General features: G+C 52.7%; 13 protein-coding genes and 5 pseudogenes. 13 read left to right on the top strand and 5 right to left on the bottom strand.

Going from position 1 to position 19,778, the window contains the following annotated elements; all coding sequences use genetic code 11:
- Window positions 1-25 precede the first annotated feature (25 nt).
- From LOY55_RS14345 to LOY55_RS14335, 4 genes are all read left to right on the top strand, one after another.
- On the top strand, window positions 26-943 hold the full coding sequence (locus LOY55_RS14345; protein WP_258668165.1) for a fumarylacetoacetate hydrolase family protein: 918 nt from the start codon (window positions 26-28) through the stop codon (window positions 941-943).
- Window positions 944-1,206: 263 nt separating this feature from the next.
- On the top strand, window positions 1,207-1,527 hold the full coding sequence (locus LOY55_RS31185) for an antibiotic biosynthesis monooxygenase family protein (RefSeq protein ID WP_408980984.1): 321 nt from the start codon (window positions 1,207-1,209) through the stop codon (window positions 1,525-1,527).
- Window positions 1,514-1,828 (top strand): LysR family transcriptional regulator, encoded by a 315-nt coding sequence (locus LOY55_RS14340; RefSeq protein WP_258668164.1) that lies wholly within the window; start codon window positions 1,514-1,516, stop codon window positions 1,826-1,828. The genes LOY55_RS31185 and LOY55_RS14340 overlap by 14 nt, the downstream gene beginning before the upstream one ends.
- 163 nt (window positions 1,829-1,991) lie before the next feature.
- Window positions 1,992-2,759 (top strand): polysaccharide deacetylase family protein, encoded by a 768-nt coding sequence (locus LOY55_RS14335; RefSeq protein ID WP_258668163.1) that lies wholly within the window; start codon window positions 1,992-1,994, stop codon window positions 2,757-2,759.
- 146 nt (window positions 2,760-2,905) lie between these two features.
- Here LOY55_RS14335 and LOY55_RS14330 read toward each other — a convergent pair.
- A pseudogene (locus LOY55_RS14330) lies at window positions 2,906-3,247 on the bottom strand (integrase core domain-containing protein); the annotation flags it as partial.
- A 289-nt stretch (window positions 3,248-3,536) separates the two neighbouring features.
- Window positions 3,537-4,124, bottom strand: a pseudogene (tnpC, locus tag LOY55_RS14325) (IS66 family transposase); the annotation flags it as partial.
- 25 nt (window positions 4,125-4,149) lie between these two features.
- Between tnpC and LOY55_RS14320 the strand changes: the two are divergent.
- The 4 genes and pseudogenes from LOY55_RS14320 to LOY55_RS14305 all read left to right on the top strand — a co-directional run.
- Window positions 4,150-4,424 (top strand): annotated as a pseudogene (locus tag LOY55_RS14320) (transposase); the annotation flags it as partial.
- A gap of 84 nt (window positions 4,425-4,508) precedes the next feature.
- Window positions 4,509-5,184 (top strand): annotated as a pseudogene (locus LOY55_RS14315) (DUF3313 domain-containing protein).
- Window positions 5,185-5,452: 268 nt separating this feature from the next.
- On the top strand, window positions 5,453-6,823 hold the full coding sequence (locus LOY55_RS14310; protein WP_258668162.1) for a hypothetical protein: 1,371 nt from the start codon (window positions 5,453-5,455) through the stop codon (window positions 6,821-6,823).
- A gap of 208 nt (window positions 6,824-7,031) precedes the next feature.
- Window positions 7,032-7,832, top strand: a complete 801-nt coding sequence (locus LOY55_RS14305) for a transporter (protein ID WP_258668161.1) — start codon at window positions 7,032-7,034, stop codon at window positions 7,830-7,832.
- Window positions 7,833-8,234: 402 nt separating this feature from the next.
- Here the strand turns inward: LOY55_RS14305 and LOY55_RS14300 are convergent.
- Window positions 8,235-8,608: pseudogene (locus LOY55_RS14300) on the bottom strand (transposase); the annotation flags it as partial.
- A gap of 389 nt (window positions 8,609-8,997) precedes the next feature.
- Here LOY55_RS14300 and LOY55_RS14295 point away from each other — a divergent pair.
- From LOY55_RS14295 to LOY55_RS14275, 5 genes are all read left to right on the top strand, one after another.
- Window positions 8,998-9,549 (top strand): fimbrial protein, encoded by a 552-nt coding sequence (locus tag LOY55_RS14295; protein WP_258668160.1) that lies wholly within the window; start codon window positions 8,998-9,000, stop codon window positions 9,547-9,549.
- 71 nt (window positions 9,550-9,620) lie between these two features.
- Window positions 9,621-10,361 (top strand): molecular chaperone, encoded by a 741-nt coding sequence (locus LOY55_RS14290; RefSeq protein ID WP_258668159.1) that lies wholly within the window; start codon window positions 9,621-9,623, stop codon window positions 10,359-10,361.
- A 240-nt stretch (window positions 10,362-10,601) separates the two neighbouring features.
- The gene (locus LOY55_RS14285) at window positions 10,602-13,187 is read left to right on the top strand and encodes a fimbria/pilus outer membrane usher protein (RefSeq protein ID WP_258668158.1); all 2,586 of its coding nucleotides are present in this window, start codon (window positions 10,602-10,604) and stop codon (window positions 13,185-13,187) included.
- 102 nt (window positions 13,188-13,289) lie between these two features.
- On the top strand, window positions 13,290-14,303 hold the full coding sequence (locus tag LOY55_RS14280; protein WP_258668157.1) for a fimbrial protein: 1,014 nt from the start codon (window positions 13,290-13,292) through the stop codon (window positions 14,301-14,303).
- A 296-nt stretch (window positions 14,304-14,599) separates the two neighbouring features.
- Window positions 14,600-15,691: a fimbrial protein gene (locus tag LOY55_RS14275; protein ID WP_258668156.1), complete on the top strand. Its 1,092-nt coding sequence runs from the start codon at window positions 14,600-14,602 to the stop codon at window positions 15,689-15,691.
- Between the two features lie 139 nt (window positions 15,692-15,830).
- Here the strand turns inward: LOY55_RS14275 and LOY55_RS14270 are convergent, their stop codons facing one another.
- Complete coding sequence (locus LOY55_RS14270) at window positions 15,831-16,481, bottom strand: response regulator (RefSeq protein WP_258668155.1); 651 nt, start codon at window positions 16,479-16,481, stop codon at window positions 15,831-15,833.
- The gene (locus LOY55_RS14265) at window positions 16,478-19,756 is read right to left on the bottom strand and encodes a hybrid sensor histidine kinase/response regulator (protein WP_258668153.1); all 3,279 of its coding nucleotides are present in this window, start codon (window positions 19,754-19,756) and stop codon (window positions 16,478-16,480) included. Before LOY55_RS14265 ends, LOY55_RS14270 begins: the two co-directional genes overlap by 4 nt.
- Window positions 19,757-19,778: the final 22 nt, after the last annotated feature.

Here is a 19,778-nt window from a genome sequence, read left to right as displayed (position 1 = left end):
AACCACTTTTAGGAGACCCCACATCATGTCCTACTCCCTATCTACAATTCGCCATCAAGGCCAGCCCACTCCAGTTATAGAGGTGGGCGGCAAATACTGGAGCCTCGCCGAAGTCGCCCCCGAGCTTCTGCCACCGCACGGATGCGGGCTGATCGAGATTTTCAAAAATTGGCAAGCTAACGAGACGAAACTGCTGGCGCTAGCCTTGCAGCTGTTGGAAGGCATCCATCCGGTTCGCGCCCTCGAAGTCGACCCACAGGACGATGACTTCCTCACCCCCCTGCAGTTCCCGTCGAAGATAATTATGACCGGCGCGAACTACTGGGATCACGTGCGTGTAGACATGAAGATGACCGACTTTCGAAAGGAGGACTTCGACCCACTGTTCTTCCTCAAGCCCGCCACCGCGCTGACGGGTTCTGGCAAGTCGGTGCGCTATCCGATCCAGTCGAACGCCCTCGACTGGGAAGTCGAGCTGGCAGTAGTGATTGGCAAAGGCGGCAAGCGCATCCAGCTTGAAGACGCGATGTCCCATGTGGCCGGCTATGCCATTGGCCTGGACCTGTCTGCTCGCGACTGGCAAATGAGTGACCGCCATCCGAAGAAGTTTGATCTGTTCGGCGGTAAGGTCCTCGACGACAGTAGCCCGTTCGGCCCGAAGATCGTCCCGTCGCGCTACATCAATCCGGAAAGCCTCGATATCAAACTATGGGTGAATGGTGAGCTCAAACAGAACTCCAACACGCGTGAAATGATCTGGTCGATTGCGGAGCAGATTTCCGCGATATCCCAACATCTCACTCTCGAACCGGGCGACCTCCTGTTCACAGGATCGCCGGCAGGTGTTGGTTTCGTCACCGGCACCTACCTCAAACTCGGTGACAAGATCGAAGCGGAAATTACCGGGCTCGGACACCTCAACGTAGAGATCGTCGAAGAATAAACATCGAGCGTATTTGCGAGAGTTCGGCGCTGACCATCTTTCAGCATATCGATGGCATTCGCTGATGCGGTAGCGACTTGGATATCAGGAAGCTTGTCCACCCCCAATTGCTGCCACGTCAGAGCTCATGCGCTTGACGGCTTCCGGCCTCGTACCCAACGAACCGAGGGCGTTGACCTGACGGCCAGCGCCCTCGGAATAATCCACGAGATGGCTGCCCTGTTGAAGCATTCTGGCGACAGGGTTCCTTGATAGGTGATGCCATGTTGATCAAAGCGGTGAGCATACTGGAGAAAACTGTTCCTCGATGGGCAGAGGTAGGCTTGGAGCGTTGTGTTGCGCAAATTTCAATCCGATTTCGAGATGCTCCTGGATGCCTGGCATATGGGCTGGCCCGCAGTATCCGCAAACCAGATTTATGGGTACTAAGCGGCTATTGGTCGAATCGGAACGAGATGGATCGGCACTTCCAATCCGATCAAATCCCAGGCCTAGCAAAAACACTCGATAAGTACGGTGTGAGGATTTGCTTCAACAGTTTCTCCGATTTCAACTGCGAGGAGCCTGTGCATGCCATTCGATGAGGAGATCTTCTACAAGTTTGATCTCAATGCCTTAGTGACCTTCATGGTTGTATACCGGGAAAAAGGTGTGTCCCGCGCCGCTCGGATGTTGAATGTCACTCAGCCTGCCGTGAGCAACTCATTGGGCAAGCTACGCCGTAGATTTGACGATCGTCTTTTCATACCCCGTGGCAAATACGTGGAGCCGACACCAAAAGCAGTACAGATAGCGGAATCGCTGGCGCCTGCTATGTCCCAATTCCAAGCAATTATCGGTTCAGCAATTTTCCATGAAGGACAATCGGAAGGTGCAAATTTCTGATTGGAACCAAGGTGATTCGCGGATCTTCAGCGCAGATCAGCCAGCTAAGTCATTAGGTCTTAAACAGTAGCTCAGCAACGACGTGTTGTACTAGGTAAATTGCGGTTCAAGTAGTAGCTGGGTATAAGATCACCTAGCGTTACCCAAGAGAGGATGTAATGACATGGTTCTAACAAAAAAAGGGGTGCTTTGCCTGACTTTTGACAATATGGGAAGCGCTGCGAAAGTTGGACGTCGGGAGGTGAGTGGTCCGGACCCCAAGGATAGAGATCTTGTTCTTGGTTATCCTCGCGTACTTGATTTACTTGACTCGTTGGATCTCAAGGCAACCTTTTTCATTGAGGGCTGGAATGCTTTGCATCATCCAGAGCACGTTACTGAACTGATCAAGCGCGGCCACGAGGTGGGCCTGCATGGATGGGCTCATGAGGTTTTTCACCAACTCGACAGGATCGACGCCGAGCGCGTGCTCATTGATGCACTGGCGGCATTTCGAAACATTGGCGTCGAACCTCGCGGTTTCCGGGCCCCAGGCGGTACACGTGGGAAGTACACGGTGGAAATCCTGCAGAAACTTGGCCTTGTATACGACAGCAGCGTCGAAGACCCCGCAGTGACCATGACCCCTAGACTACTTGAGGGCGGCATTGTGAATGTGCCATGGCAGTGGCCGCTGATCGACTATTACCAGTACTACATGCACCCTGATGGCCCGCGTACTCCGGCCCAGCTAGAGAGTTACTGGAGTGCACAGTTGGAGCAAGCCGCCGCAGGCGCGGAACTCATCACTTTCATCATCCATGCGTTTGTGTCTGGGGTGGACGACGAGCACCTATCAGTAATCGAACGATTGCTCAGAAAGGCCAAGGCGGATAGCCGATTGGAAATACTCACGGCATCCGAAGTTGCAGACCGAGTCCAGATGGACTAGCGGCAAAGCGGTCGACTTGAATTACTAGCAGAAAAAATGGCGAGAGGGATGCGATGGGATTCTGGATGTTAACCTCCAGAATCTGCTCCTTGAAGAATCCAAGTATCGAGTGACGGCATTGTGAACGCAGTAATGCCTTTACTGGCTCAGTTTTCGGTCAGCGGCAACAGAATGGCATGGCGATGCTTTTGTAGTGGCCAACTAATCCCGGACACGACGTTAAGTTTTTCTTCGGCCCGAGCTAGCGCCAGCCCACCGTTGAATTGATGGGGTCGAACCCAGTTGTACCGATGCATCAAGAATTGGCTGATATCGCGCTGGGCTTCTTGAGCAGTTCTGTAGCCCATGGTCGGTATCCATTCAGTTTTCAAGCTGCGGAACACACGCTCCATCGGCGCATTGTCCCAACAACTTCCCCGGCGACTCATGCTCTGGCGCATTCGATAACGCCACAGCCGCTGGCGAAATAAACGAATCGTATACTGGTTTAAATACTAGATATTTTAGATTTATTTTGCCCTTCACGCGCCGTAGTCAACAGAAAAATCTAAAGATCTGGCTTTATGCGCTTTTATGCAAAAACTCATAACTTGGCTGCATGCATGTCTCGGCGACGATAAACCAAGTGTGCAGGAGGCTGGGTAAAAAAGGGTGGATAAAACCGTCTCTCAATATCCTAGGCCTTTGGGGCGTTTCTACCGATCAGAATACGAGGCGCGTTGGGCAACTCTGAACGGTGACGGTTCGTAAGCGTCCGCCCAACTCACCTTGTGTAAGTCAGGAAGGCATCCACTGATGCGGCAGCAGTTGGTCGATATCGCTTGCCCGCTGCGTCGGCAGCCGCGTCAGCACATCTTTGAGATAGGCATACGGATCATGCCCATTCATGCGCGCCGACTGGATCAAACTCATGATCGCAGCTGCCCGCTTGCCGCTGCGAAGCGACCCGGCGAACAACCAGTTCGAGCGTCCAAGCGCCCACGGCCTTATCTGATTTTCGACCGCGTTATTATCTATGGGCACAGCGCCGTCCTCGACATATCGAGTCAGTGCCGTCCAGCGCTTGAGGCTGTAATCCAGCGCTTTGGCAATAGCCGATCCTTCGGGCACAAGGTCGCGCTGGGCCAACATCCAGGTATGCAGTGCGTCGATAAGGGGTGCCGCTTTTTCCTGGCGTATTCGCCAGCGATCGTCGTCGGTCATCTCCCGCGCTTGCCGTTCAATTTCGTACAACCCGCCAATTGAGTGCAGTGCCTGTTCGGCTAGTTGGCTTTTGTTCGTCGCGTGCAGATCGAAAAACTTGCGGCGGGCGTGGGCCATGCAGCCGATTTCGGTGATGCCTTGCTGGAAGCTTGCTTTGTAGCCGCCATTATGTTTTGCAACTCATAACGCCGGTTACAAGGCCAGCTTCGAACTTGGCGTGACCGAGATCGGTTGCATGGCCCACGCGCGGCGAAAGTTCTTCGGACTACACACCACCAACAAGAGCACGCTTGCCGAGCAGGCCCTGCGCTACTGCTGTGCGAAATCGAAAGTAAAATCCGCGACCTGCAGTTGGATATACACCGCCAAATACGGCAAGAAAAAGCCGTAGCGGTGATGGATACGTTGCATGCCTGGATGATCGCCCAGCGTGAGCTGGTGCCCGAAGGTTCGGCTATCAGCTGCCATGAACTGAGTTCGGGGTGCATTTTCCTGGATATTGGCTATACCTATCGCGTCCGAAATGGAAACCAAATAGGAGCAATTATGAAAGGAGCGCTTGCTGTGGGACCGGTTGGCGCCCTAGCGATGGGATTGGCTGGTTGCTCTAGCAGTACAGTGGATACGAGCCAATATTCCAGTTTTCTCCATGATTACCGCCGACTTTCACAAGGTCAGTCACCCTCGGGCGGTACGGTAATGAAATGGATCGCCCCAAAGCTGGACCTCAGCAACTACAGCGGTGTCTATGTCGAGCCCAGTCAGTTCTATCCCAGGCCACAACCGACCGAGAAAATCTCCCAGCAGCCTCTTAATGCCATCACTGTCTACTATGACCAGGCGCTCAAGCGCGAACTGGGTAAGTCGCTGCCATTGGCAACAGGGCCCCGCCCAGGGGGGATTGTGGTGCGTCCTGCCATCACTGGCGTCAATAGCAATAGCAAGACCCAGAGCCTCAAACCTTACGAACTCATCCCCATAGCCCTAATGGTTGCTGCGGTCAGTACGGCTTCAGGTATCCGCGATCAGGAAGTTGACATCGCGGCTGAGGCCGACTTTCTCGAAGGCAACAACCAGCAAGTAATCGCTCAAATGGTTCTCAAGGGCACCGGCCAGCCGCTGGAAAACGATACTCAAAACTCACCTCCAGGACGTGAAGGCCGTTTTGGACGGCTGGGCTTCAGACCTGCATCAGTCGTATCTCAAGTTGAAGACGCGCTGATCTCAGCCACGTTGTTTTCTTTGTCAGGATGTTATCCACCGAGGTAAACGCTATGAAATTTGCTGCCCTATATGCTGCTCTCCTGCTCATAGCGCCGTCCGCTTTCAGTGCTGCTGTCGTACAGCCTCCTCGCAACCCATTTCTTGCGGACTCGAATTACAGCATGGGCCACGCCAACTCAGCCCAAACCGATTCAACGGTTGATCCAGGCCCCGTAGGGCCCACACGTCAGCTTCGCGACGATGAGATGCGCTACCAGGACTTAGGGATGTTCAACTTGGCCTACGTAATCTCCAGTCCTTACAAGGATGGTAAGCGGGTGGTCTGGACGAACGGTAGTCAGTTCATGACTAAGCTAGACCACGACACGTTTGATATCGTGGCTACCCTGCGTCTGCCTGGCGAGGATCATGCAGATGTGCTCACGCATGAGCGTCTGCTAACCGCGCTCGACGCGAAGTCGAGCTTTGATGAGAAGTGGGCGGTTGTGCAGAAGTCTGGGTATCCGCCGATCTCAGGCGTTTACACTCTGCTTGATAAAGACAATCAGTACGTTGTTGCTGGTAAAGGCTTTATCCGGGTGTATGGCGATTCGACACCTGGAGACCGACTTTCGGGCATCGTCGTAAAAGGGCAGTGGGATCAGCCTAAAGATGTCACTGGCGAATTCATCGGGATGAACATGACATTTGACGGGCGCATCGTCCTGGCGACGTCCGACGGCTATGTCATAGCGCTCTCGCGTGACTTTAATGATGTGAAGACCATCCGCCTCCCCGGTGCTGAGCAGGAGGTACCCAAACAACCAAAGGGTTTAGGCTGGCTGCGTAACAGTTTCGCAATTGATGAGAATGGCGGTATCTACATCCCCTCCCAACATATCCTGCACAAAGTGGTTTGGAACGGTTCCAAGCTATCGACTAGCGAGCAGGACGGTGCATGGAACGAGCCTTTTCGAAATTCGCTTGAACGGGGCAGCGGATCGACGCCCACTCTCGTCGGCTTCGGCAACGAGCCCGACAAACTGGTAGTCATCACCGATGGCGACAAGTTGATGAATGTGACGGCTTACTGGCGAGATGATATCCCTTCGGATTGGAAGCAGCTGCCAGACGCCCCATCACGCCGGATCGCAGGTTTGCGTCCCGCTAATTTCGGTGACCCTAAGCTAACTGCTGCGCAATCTGAGCAGTCCGTCGTGACTTCCGGCTACGGCATGGTAGTGGTCAACAACGAGCCTCGTAATGTGCCCACCTCAATCATAGACGACCGGTTATCGAAAAAGATGTTTATTGGATATCTCGCATATCTGAAGGAATATCAGCCGCGTGGTGTACAAAAATTCGAATGGAATCCCAAGACGCGCACGCTCAATCCAGCCTGGGTTAACAATGACGCCAGCGATATAAACGGAGTCCCATTTGTTTCGACGGGTTCAGGGACTGTGTACATGATGGGTGCGCGAGATGACCAGTGGACTCTTGAGGGCGTTGATTGGGCTACAGGCGCATCTAAGTTCCATTACGTACTAGGAGGCGCACGCTTCAACAGCTTTTATTCGCAGCCCGTGATCGATGCCGAGGGACGCGTGATGGTCAGTGCGCTGTACGGCGCATTAAGGCTCCAGCCTAAGCCGTAAATCTCGAAAAAAATCGGAGGGGCCGAGGCATCAGGCCCCTTTCGTTTCCGGGAGCATTGGGGATAACGGAATGAGTTGTAGATGGCTAGTAGGCATTTCTGCTTTGATTTCAGTGATGGCTTCGCACGCGGACGAAGGAGGCCTGAGTTTCTGGTTGCCTGGACAATTCGGTGCCCTGGCTGCGGTTCCTACCGCGCCAGGATGGAGCTTGGCGTTTGTCTATTACCATGCCAAAGCAAGCGAAGGTAGCGGGAAACCGTTTCCCCGAGGCGGCCGGACGACTCTGGGTGTCAACGCTGAAGCAGACCTGTTATTCCTGGGGCCAGCCTATACCTTCAGCGAACCTGTTTTCGGTGCTCAGGCGGCTGTTTCATTGATCGCGCCAGTGGGCCGCTCCAAAGTAAGTGTCGATGCAACACTTACAGGCCCCCGTGGACGGAGCTTCTCCGGAGGTACCGACGACGCGCTATCTGGCAGCGGTGATGTCTACGTACAGGGCAGCTTGAAATGGAATCACGGATCTCACAACTTCATGGTGTACAGCATGGGAAACCTGCCTGTCGGCGCTTATGATCCAGATCGTTTGGTCAATCTAGGCCTGGGACATGCCGCTCTAGACGTCGGCGGCGGCTATACCTTTTTTGACCGGGAAAACGAATTTACGGCAGTGGCGGGGATCACTTACAACTGGGAAAACACCGACACCCGTTACCAGAATGGGATAGATGCTCACTTGGACTGGAGCGCCTCACACTTCTTCACGGACGAGACCCACCTCGGCTTGGTTGGCTACTTTTATCATCAAATGACCGGCGATAGCGGATCTGGTGCTACACAAGGAGACTTCAAGTCCAAGGTCACCGCCGTGGGGCCCCAACTTGGGCATTTTTTCAAAGTAGGAAAGCAGACCTGGTATGCCAACCTAAAGGGCTATTATGAGTTTGACTCAAAAAAACGAGCTGAAGGCTGGAACACGTGGCTAGCACTGGTCATTCCCTTGCCTGAGTGACGTTCAAATTCCGCCCGGAGGTGCGATGCTCATCAAAAAAGCCCGTTGGGCGCGCGCACTGTCGACAGCGCCTTGCCATATCGACTGGCTGATCATTGAGATGGCTATTTACGATCCTGCTGGCGCCCGGTTTTAAACTGTTAACTTTCGTAAACCCTCTCTGGACTTTGCAGGGCTATTCTTCAGCTCTGTATCAAAAAACAGACAAGGAGGTCTCATGGGCAATCAACCTCACGTGCATTGGACGCCACAATTTCAACCGATGCCGCGACCGCAAATACAACTTCTGAAAAAAGCTTAGATTTCATGATCTCCTCCACCCTTAGGCAGTGGCCTGCGTGAACGATCGCTCGACGCGTCCGGCGAATCGCTGAGCCGGATTTCGATCGTTTGAAGCTCCTACATTTGCGCTTTGAGCCTGCCGATTTTCTCTTCCAACCGCACGATGCTGGGCTCGGCAGCTGGGAGTTTGCCGTCAGGTAACGGCTGATGCTCGATTCAACCTCTTCCCTTCGCCGCTTCAGTTTGGCGCTGGTGAAATTGCGGTCGCGGTTGTTGACTGTTTTGAATTTGCTACCATCGATGGCGACCAGATGTTCTCCGAACAATCCCAACTGCTGACACAGCACAACGATCTGTCGCCAGACGCCTCGGATGGCCTTGCTGTTGGTCTTGAAGTCGGGCATCAAACACCCGGTCAGCCACATCAGTTCGACGTTGCGTTGAGCTTCTCGCTCTAGCCGTCGTCTCGACTGGATGCGGTTGAGATAACCGTAGCTAGATCTTCAACAAGACCGAGGATAGCACGCAGACCGGCCAGTAAACATACGGCCCTAATGTGCCATATAATATTTCGACAATCTCTACTTCCCTGCACCGAGCAATTTTCCGCTCAAACATTCAATAAACAATCACTAATTAGTAAAGTACTGCTTTCCGCTGACTTATATAAATTTCAGAATTTTCTTATTTACACTACATAATCACCGACACTCAAAACAACAAACCTCATGCCTTTCTGAATTTTAAGAGAATTCCTATATGGATCGACCGCTTCACGCATTACATTGCCCCCCGTCGCAACTGACACCACCCCTCTTCAAAGCTTAAGTTAATAGCGACTTGCTTCAAAATAAACCACACTTACCAACACCGAGGTTGTTTTATGCTCAAAACTCTATTGGCTCTTTCCGTCGCCGCCGGTCTGACTGTAGTATTCGCGCTACCAGCCCAAGCTTCCGATGGCACCATCAACTTCGTTGGTGCGATCAAAGATGTTACCTGTACCGTACAGGCCGCCGGAACCAGTGGTATTTCGACCGTCACTTTGCCGACCATCACCAAAAGCGCTTTGACCACTGTAGGTGCAACCGCAGGCGACACCAACTTCAACATTGAGCTGACCAACTGCTCGGGTACTGACGTTTCCGGTAGCGGTGTTGCTGTTCACTTCGAACCCGGTGTCAATGTGAATGCCAACGGACGCCTGACCAACAATGGTGCGGCCACCGGTGTAGATCTGGCTTTGTATGAAACCAACGCCGCAAGCCCGCTGAACCTGGGAGTAGCGCCGACTGCGGCATACAAATCCATGACCGGCGCTACACCGAACGGGTCCGCCACACTGCCTTACACAGTTAAGTACTATGCCACCAGCGCTACTCCAGGCGCAGGCACTGTAACTTCGAGCGTAGTTTATTCGGTCGTGTATTTCTAAACAGCGTGCCAGCGGATCGTTCAGGCGATCCGCTAACCCCTTAACAACACCCGCCATCCATATGAGACACCATGAAATCTTTTATCTTCTCTCAGTGCTTGCTTTCTGGGTTGATCCTGGCTGGCAGTTTGTTCGTTTCTCAAGCCCAGGCAGCCATCGTTATTAATGGCACCCGTGTGATCTACCCCTCCGATCAAAAAGAAATCAGCGTAAAACTCGATAACAACGGCGAAGCTCCCTTGCTCGTTCAGTCCTGGATCGACGAAGGTGATGCTCACTCCACGCCCGATAACTCAAAGGCACCTTTTGTTCTTACCCCGCCCATTGCCCGAATCGATAAGCATGAAGGGCAAACCTTACGGGTGCGCTTCACCGGTCAGAAGAGCCTGGCGCAGGACAGAGAATCGATTTTCTGGCTGAACGTGCTGGAAGTGCCCCCCTCCACCGATGATGGTCAGAACAAACTCAAAATTGCCTTCCGCAGTAGGGTCAAATTCTTTTATCGCCCAACGGCATTAAAGCTCGATACTTTGCAGATCGCACAGCAAATGCAATGGCGGTTGGTCAGGAATGCCGACTCATGGGGTTTGGACGCAACTAACCCTACACCCTATTACTTAAACCTGAGTGCTGTAAAAGTCGGTAGCGCCAGTGCAGAACTGGACCTGACAAACAGTATATTCGCACCTGGCGAACACAAGACATTGCCACTCAAGGGCACAACAGATGCACCAGGCGTAAAGCAAGTTGAGTTTTCTGCAATCAATGACTACGGAGGAATCCAAACGCTTATACAGCCTCTCACGCAGTAAACTTTACTGCTGAACCGCTCTGGTTGCATAAGGGTGTAATTTGGGCCATACACCCCGACACTTCAGCATTATTTTTCTGATTCTATTTGGGATGGAAGCACTGTTCCTCCAATTTTAAGCAGTCATAGCACCTATTCAGATCACGAACTCACAAGTTCCCGTGACGCTCTCCGGCTGCACGAAAGACGGCATTGGAAACAGTCACGCAGCCATTGAATCTTGTATGCAGGACTTTGAAACATGATCAAGCATTGCAACTACGGTCTCACTGTTATCAACGCTATGTCTGCTGCTCGTTTTTGCTTGAAGCCACTCACCGTCGCCATCATGTTTGCCGGTGGCAGCCTGGCGACCAGCGTCAGTGCCGTAGAAAATCGCGACACTTCCAAAGAGCTTGCCAGTTTCGACAACAGCATGCTTTGGGGCGCAGGCGCGCAGTCACTGAATGTCGACCGTTATAGCGAAGGTAACCCGGTCGAGCCTGGCACCTACAGCGTGGACGTCAGCCTCAATGGCACCCCTGCCGGTCGCTACGATGTCACCTTCGTTTCCGGGACAACTGCTGACCACGCCAAGCCCGAGTTGTCGATCGAGTTGCTTGAGAAGGTCGGCGTCAATACCGAAAAGCTTCAAAGCAGTACCGACAGCGCACCGGCTCACGATCTGCTCAATCTCATCCCGGATGCCACCTATCGATACAACAGTGCTGATCAACGGCTGGAATTGAGCATTCCGCAGGTAGCGTTGCTCAATCGTCCACGCGGTTATGTCAGCCCGACACGCTGGGATCGGGGTGTTGATGCGGCGTTCGTCGACTACAACGTCAACACCTACCAGACAACTAGCCAGGGTGTTCAGAACAATACCGCCTACGCGAACCTCAAGGCGGGCATAAACCTAGGTGACTGGCGCCTGCGCCAGCGTTCGACGCTGAACTGGGACAAACAAACCGGCAAGGACTACCAAGCTGTCGACAGTTATGCACAACGGGACATCGACACCCTGAGTTCTCAGCTGACCTTGGGAGACAGCTTCACCGACGGCGAACTGTTCGACACCGTCGCGACCCGAGGTGTGCGCATGGCAACTGACGATCGAATGCTGCCGGACTCTCAGCGCGGTTATGCTCCAGTCATCCGGGGCGTGGCCTCGACCAACGCCCGCGTCACCATCCGCCAGAACGGCTTCATCATCCAGGAAACCACCGTCGCACCGGGTGCCTTCGCGATCACCGACCTCAATCCCGCGAGCACCAGTGGCGACCTCGACGTCACAGTGACCGAGGCCGATGGCCAGGAAAAACATTTCATCGTGCCGTTTTCGTCGGTCAGCCGTTCGTTGCGCGAAGGTACGTCACGCTACACTGCGACAGTCGGCCAGGCTCGCGAACTGCCTTATGGGAGCAAACCGCTGGTTACACAGGGTACTTACCAGCGTGGCCTGACCAACCTCGTCACCGGTTACACCGGCTTTTCCGCCACCGAAGGCTACGGCTCGGCGATTCTCGGTGGCGTGTTGAACAGCGAATACGGCGCGATTGGTGCAGACCTCACCACGTCGAAAACCGATTTGGAAGGCAAGACCTTTACCGGTCAATCGGCCCGCGTGACCTATAACAAGATTCTGCAAAGCACCGGGACCAACTTCACAGTCGCTGCTTACCGTTATTCCACCGCAGGCTATTTCGGCATCAACGACGCTCTCAATGCCCGCGATCAATTGGACGCACTCGGAGATAGCCAAGGCGGTGTGGATTCGTTCCGACACGCCCGCAGCAAGGCACAACTCAACGTCAGTCAGAATCTCGGCAGCCGTTCTTACCTGTACATCAATAGCTCCGTACAGAGCTACTGGAACAGTTCGGGCACCGACAAGCAGTATCAGGCCGGTTTCAGCCAAAACTTCAGTTGGGGTAGCGCCGGTATAGGTGCCTCGCGTACCCAGGACATGTCGGGAAACGACACCACCCAATACATCTTCAACGTGTCCATTCCCTTGGGTTCGGCCAGTTCTCACAATCGGCCTTACCTGAGTGCGAGCGCCACTTCCAGCAGTGATGGCAGTGCCAATTTCCAAACGACCCTAAGCGGCACCAGCGGCGACGACCAATCGCTCAGTTATGGCATTACCAGCAGCAACAATCGTCCAGCCGAGGGCGACAGAACCACCAATATCAGTGGTAACGGGCAATACCGAACCTCCGCGGCCAACCTCAGCGCCTCCGCCAGTAAGGGCAACGATTTCCAGCAAGCGTCCTTGGGTGCGAGCGGTTCGGTGGTCGTCCACCCGGCCGGCATCACTTTTGGCCAGCCACTGGGTGACTCGATTGCGATTGTCGTTGCCCCTGATGCCGTAGGTGCAACGCTCACCAATGCAACAGGGGTAAAGCTCGATCAGAGCGGTCAAGCGGTGGTGCCTTACTTGAACCCTTACCGGATAAACACTCTGGAACTGGATCCGAAAGGCATTTCCGATGACGTAGAACTGCAGCGCACCAGTCAGGAAGTTGTTCCACGCAGTGGTTCGGTGATCATGGCCAAATTCAACACCGTCGCTGGCCGGGCGCTGCTGATCAACGCTCATCAAGTCGACGGCAAGCCTTTGCCTTTCGGTGCCGGGGTATACGATGAACAAGGGAAAGACGTGGGTGCGGTTGGCCAGGGCGGACAGATCTTTGCCCGGGTTGAGGGTGACCAAGGTACGTTGCGCATCAGCGGCGACGGCAAGGACTCCAGTCCATGCCACCTGGCCTATCAACTGGCCCCGAAGGTGAAAGACGAAGTTTCATCGAAGCTGGAAACCGTTGATCTGACTTGCAAGCGCTGAGAGTTACAAAACGCCGCAGACAACTTGTTTGATTGCGTAGATTCATTTCATCGTCCGCCGGTTGCTCCAGCCCAATACCTCCACAATTTATGAGGATCAAAAATGAATAATTGCCTGAACGTATTGAGCGGATCTCGCCGAACACTTTCTTTCTGGGTGTTACTGCTCGGGTTACTGCTCCCTCATGCGGCACAGGCTGCCTCAACCACCTGCATCTATCCAAATAATCCAGTATCTACGGTTTTACAGTTTAACAGTCCAGTCACCACTGCTGGCAGCAAAACGCTAAATACCGTATTGCAAAGTACTTATTCGAATCCAGGCTTGGGCTTGATGTCAAGTGCGGACAATGTAATTCAAACGGCTACGGTCAACGGCCCCCTCGCTCCAGGATTCACTAACGTTTACAAAACCAATTTAAATGGTATAGGAATCAAATTCCAAGCCACTTATGGTTGGCTTGGGGGGTTCAGCGATGCTCCATTCACAACAACTTTCAGCAAGACGGGGGCGGGAGGCGGCGTAAATTACGTCCAAGCCCAATTGGTTGTCATTGGCCCTATTCAGTCAGGTATCTTGACAGCGTTGCCCTCAATGACCATTAGTTATTCGGGTGACTGCAGCAACAGCCCCAGCGTAACTTGGAGTGTGGCAGACGGCACCGTCATCAATGCATTGACCTGCGCTGTCAGCGCCAGTTCAAAAAACCTTTCCGTTCCCCTTGGGATTGTAAAAACAAGCGAGTTTGGCGCTTCAGGCTCCACCGCCGGTAACGCCAACTTCAGCATCGCCCTGGAAAATTGCAGTACAGGAATCAACTTGTTTGCCACCTTCACGGATGCCAATAACCCCGGCAACACCTCAAATGTACTTAGCCTGACCAACGACAGTCAAACAGCCAGCGGTGTGGGGATTCGCCTCCTTACTGGCAACGGCGCAACAGTGCGTTTCGGACCTGACTCCTATTTGCCTGGTACGCTTAATCAGATGACATTGGGTCCTTCGTCAATAGGTACGGTCACCCTCCCCTTCACAGCAAGCTATGTGAAAACAAGCAACACCATCACCAGTGGCATTGCCAATGGAATAGTCACCTTCACCCTTTCATATCAGTGAAGGCACTTGTGCACTTGCGAGATCAGTTGGCGCGTATGACATCCTGATCGAGCCACCTTCTACAGCAAGCCGTTGCACAACGCATATCCATACAATTGCTTGTCTTGGCCCGGATAAATGGTAATCAAGGCAAGTTGCATATACGTAAATGGCAAGGTCTGGGGCAAAAGGCAAAGACGCATCGAACCTAGACGCGATTGATCTGACATGCAAGTATTGAGAGAAGCGATAGCATGAGGAAGCTTCAATAGCTGATCCCCCAAGAACAATCAATCAATTTAGTACGCTGGAAACCAATGAACCGTAATCGCTCAAATTCAAAAAAACACGTATCCGAATTCTTCGATGTACTCCGTTGGACGAATTACGTTATTCGTGCAATAGAAGGAGTTTTATTTTTTACCGGACTAGCGTTATCCCATGCCGCAAATGCGACTATCACCTGCACCACGACTTCCCCGGGCATCAGCGTTTCATTGCCTATATCGATCAGCCCTCCCCGCGACTTGAATCCTGGAGCGCCTCTGAGCGCCTGGATACAGCCTCCGGAATCGCAAATTCTCAGTGGCTGCACTGCTACCGATACAACCACGACCTACATTCAGGCTCGTAGCACTCTGATTGCAACCGGCAAAACCGTCGTTGATACTGGCATTACTTACACCGTGTATGAAACTAGTGTACCCGGTGTGGGCATAATTTTTTCGGCCAAAGACAAACACAGTGGCTTATTCGCGGTGCAAACATCATATACCGATCTACTTCAAGGCTGGTCGTCTTTCTGGGATGCCAGTGTAGCCATTCGATTGATAGCTACAGGCGAGCCAATCATCAGCGGAACCGTGGTCGGCGGCCAAGTGGGGTTGATGCGCGTTATAGAAAAAAGCAGTGGTAGCACGACCTCGGAGGTTCCACTCAATCTCGTAACATCCACCGTGGTACAGGCCAAAAGCTGCAGCGTCAGTGCAGGCTCAAGAAACTTATCTGTCCTCCTTGGTGAAGTTAGAACAAGTGATTTTGGTGTAGTCAGTACTACCGCAGGCAACGGCGACTTCAATATCGTACTGGAGAATTGTAGTAGTGGGATCAATCTATTTGCCACTTTCACCGATGGCAACAATCTGGCCAATATTTCTGATGTGCTCAGTTTAACGCCCGGTAACTCAGTGGCCTCCGGTGTGGGCATCCGCATTCGCAAAATCAATGGGCCCATCGTGAGCTTCGGCCCCGACTCGTCTTCGCCTGGCACATTGCATCAGCTAAGTCTGGGGGGGACAGTAGCAGGAACCATAACACTCCCCTTCACCGCAACTTATGTGAAAACCAATAACACTGTGAGCAGTGGTGTTGCTAATGGCGTTGTCACATTCACGCTTTCGTATCAGTGAAGGTACTGCACTCCCGGGGCCCGTTTGGCCGCGAGTAGAATCAGCATGGAACTAGCGAACGGCTACAACACTCTGTCGAAACTCCATACCAATATTTGCTGAGCAGGTTTTGTCGAGCAGTCTTGGTCGACACAACCCACTATAACAGGCCATTGCGCAAAGCGTATTCGTAGAGTTGTTTGTCGTTGGCAATCCCCAACTTCTGTTGTGCGGAAATCTTTTGGTGACTGATGGTTTTGACACTTCGATTCAGCACGGTCGCTATTTCCGAGACGGTATGCCCATTCACGAATAATCTCAACACTTCGGATTCTTTTTTTGAGAGCGCCTTGTGGCTCGCATCACCCCGCGAATTCAAATGATCGAGCTTGAAATCCTGGAGCAGTTTCTTGACCGCTGCTCCTATGTATTGCTGGCCTGAGGCGACCTGCCGAATCGCGTCGAGAACTTCATCCTGCCCTCCACTTTTCAGCAAAACCCCTTCGGTACCGGCGCAAATGATGTTCTCCAGGATCAACGGATTTGTCATCATGGTCAGGATGATCAGCTTTACTTGCGGATAGCGGCGTTTCACGAATGTCAGGAGAGTCAGCCCGTCGCCATGGGCGCCACCGGGCATGTAAAAATCGCTGATCAAAATGTCGGGTTTTACCTTATCCATCAGTGCGACGAGTTCAGTCGAGTCCGCAGCCTCACCATGAATTTCAATCCCCGGTTCGTGCTCAAGGGCCATACGAACACCTAACAAGACGATAGGATGATCATCGGCAAGTATTACCTTCAGGCTCATGAAGATGCCTCCAGAATAGGATTCAAAAACTGTTTCAGACGCTGCAGGTGCTCGTCGATCTGGGACAGTCGCCCTGACGCAGACAGTGTTTCAATCTGCGAGCAATTCTCGGCAGCGCCAATTAGTCCGACAGTGGCGAATGCACCTTTGAGTCGATGCGCATATTGAGAGACAACGACTGCATCCTCATCCGAGATCGCGGCCATCATGGTGGCCCAGTCACTTCTAGTGGTTGAAACAAACAATTCGCGCATGGAAGGTTTGATTCCATTCAATGTCGACAATATATTCGCGGTGGACGAATCTTCTTCGGGAGCATCAACTATGGCCCCCACAATGTTTAAGGCCTCTCGCAAACTCGCGAGTGAAAACGGTTTGGCGAGATGCGCATCCATCCCGGCCTGGCGACAACGCTCACCCTCCTCCGCATGAGCATTTGCGGTGACGCCCACAATCGGAATGTCAACTCCGTCTGCCCTCAACTGTCGGGCCAACTGGTAACCGTCCAGATGCGGCATGTTCACATCAGTCAACATCACGTCGAATGTGTCGCCACGCTGCCAGATTTGCAACGCCTCACGACCGTCAGAGGCCATCGTCACCTGGCAGCCCAGTTGCTCAAGCTGCTCGGTGAGGACCAGTTGGTTGATCGGATGATCTTCCACCGCCAACACGTGCAGCGCTTTGGGCGTTTCCGGATGCCGGTCGTTGTAGAGATTCGAGACTGTCGATACGTTTCCGTTAGCCAGTTGTAATGCCTGCAACAACCCTTGTTGACTGAGACTGCTCACATGCCAGCCGTCTTCACGCCATTGTGGGGTCGTGACACCATCGGGCTCCAGCCAAATAACCGCAGCGAAGTCCTCACAAATGTCAGGGTCAGGGTCGTGCGGTCGAGCAACCACAAGAAAACTGGTCAGCGTCGACGGCGACCGTGTCTCTCCAAGAGCTTGCGCTTGCCCTCCCGCATGCTGAATCTGGGCTTGCAGATTTTCGCGCTGATCACCGGCATCCGCCAGGATATACACCGTCAGCAAGTGATCCAAGTGTATGGAAGATGCCGGTCCCGCGATTGGCAGTCGCAGCGTTACGGTAAAACTACTACCTAGCCCCAGTTCACTCACCAGTTCGATTCTACCCCCCATCAACTGAACCAATCGCCGACAAATCGACAGCCCCAAGCCTGTCCCGCCAAACTGACGTGCAGTGGAATTGTCGGCCTGGATAAATGGTTCGAACAACTTCGCCTGAGACGCCTTGGCGATGCCAATTCCCGAATCGGTGATCTGCAACTTCACATTGAATTGGCCAGACTCGACTTCATGCCCCTCCAACCGAACCACGATTTTGCCGCTATCCGTGAATTTCACAGCGTTGCTGAGCAAATTATTCAATACCTGATGCAACCGGTTACGATCCCCCATGAGGGATGGCACATCCGGCTGCAGGCAACCATAAAGCTCAACGTGTCTCTTCCACGCAATAGGCAGAAACCCCCTGGCAACGCTTTCAACCAAGTCAAGCAGGTTGAACGGTGCGCACTCCAGTGTGAGCTGCTTAGCCTCAATCTTGGAAAAGTCGAGAATGTCATTGATGATTTGCAGCAGGTTGCTGGACGAAAGTTCGATGGTGTTCAGATAATCAAGCTGTTGCGGTTGTAAGGCAGTATTGGCCAACAACTCCAGCGTACCGAGTACACCATACAGGGGGGTACGAATTTCGTGGCTCATCATGGCCAAAAACGTCGATTTTGCGGCGTTGGCCTCGTCGGCTGTTTTTTTGGCGGTGGCCAGCAACAACTCCGCACTCTTGCGTTCGCTGTAATCTACAAGGGCGCAAAAAAGAACTGGCTGATCGTGATACTGAACATCTTTCAACGTCGCCAGAATGTGCACATGCTTGTCGCTGTCGACAGCTTGCACATTGATCTCCACCGTAGATGAACTACGTAAATTTTCAGCGGGGATGTTCAATAAAAATTCCCCGAACACACACGGTTGCCCACTCTCGTTAACGGTAAATTTCAGTAATTGGCGAGCTTGTTCATTCTGAATCAACACGGCACCGTCCGGACGCCGCATCAAGCACAAGCCGACCGGCGAATGATCCATCAACACCTGAATCAGCTCATGGCTCTCGGAGATTTTCATAACCCTACGTTGCGCAGGAACCAGTAAATATCGGCGCACCCCCCTTGCCGCAAAAAAAATCGCGGTAAGCCCTATGATCAGGTAAGCCAGTGAAAAGCCAATCGCCATAGCGTTGTCGACTAGAACGGTAGCTAACGGAACCCCGTACACCATTCGCCAGTGGGATTGCGGGGCAACGGAATAAATTAATAACCAGCCTCCATCAATTTCAAAATTCAGATTGGAACTACTGCTGACCGCTGTGACGTTCGCTCGTAGTTTTTCTGCATTGTCGAAACCACTATCGGCCGCTACCAATTTTAGACTCGGATCAAAAATGGCAAGGCGCATGTCATATTTCTGCAGCCACTTACGGTTGACGAGTTCCGATACCGGAATTTCACCCACCAAAAACGATACAAGGGTGCCCTGGCTATTGGAAACAGGTGTGTAGCGACTGATCACCCTGTCTTGGTGTAATGGACTGGCGTGAGCCTCAGTCCATCCACCTACTTCGCGGTTTTGCATCAGTCGAGAATAGTCGCGCAGTATCGGATCACGAATCCTGGAAAATAAATCGATCGTGACGGGATTATTCTGAGCTAGGTTTTCCCAGTCGTTAGTGGCCGTCGGCAGGCTGAAAATCTCGTCCGTCGCGGCAGCCACCAGGAATCGATGACTTGGATTGTAGGTATCTTGCCATACCGTATCCTGAATGTTAGAGAGGTACATGGCTTGAGTAAAAAAATTATGCTCACCCTGTTCGCTCAAGGCGTCTTTTCCACGAACCAATACCCCTCGCCCAAAGCCGTTAACTCCATCAGTCTCATTCACTGACATTGCGGGCATTTTGCTCAAGCGGGAGAATACCGCTGTATGATCTTTAGTGTCGGTGTTACTCGTTGACTGGATTATTCTGGAGGTGCTGCTGATGAATAACGCTTCAGCCTCAGTACGTAAAAACAGAGTTTGGGTATGCTCGTTGCTCCAGTTGTCATAACGGCTGACAGCACTCAGAAAAACGCTGTAGAGATGAAAGCAAAAGAATGCACACAACAGCAATACCGCCAAAGTAGTCGCGTAGTTGAGCAATCCATTCGACAGTTGAAATTGCCGCTTATCCACTGCACCACCTCTTGTCGGCATGACCCTAGTCCATACCATGTAT

This window comes from Pseudomonas sp. B21-040 (genome assembly GCF_024748695.1).
Lineage (GTDB): Bacteria > Pseudomonadota > Gammaproteobacteria > Pseudomonadales > Pseudomonadaceae > Aquipseudomonas.
The sequence above is the reverse complement of the archived record's forward strand: the minus strand, read 5'-3'. Positions and strand labels throughout refer to the sequence as shown.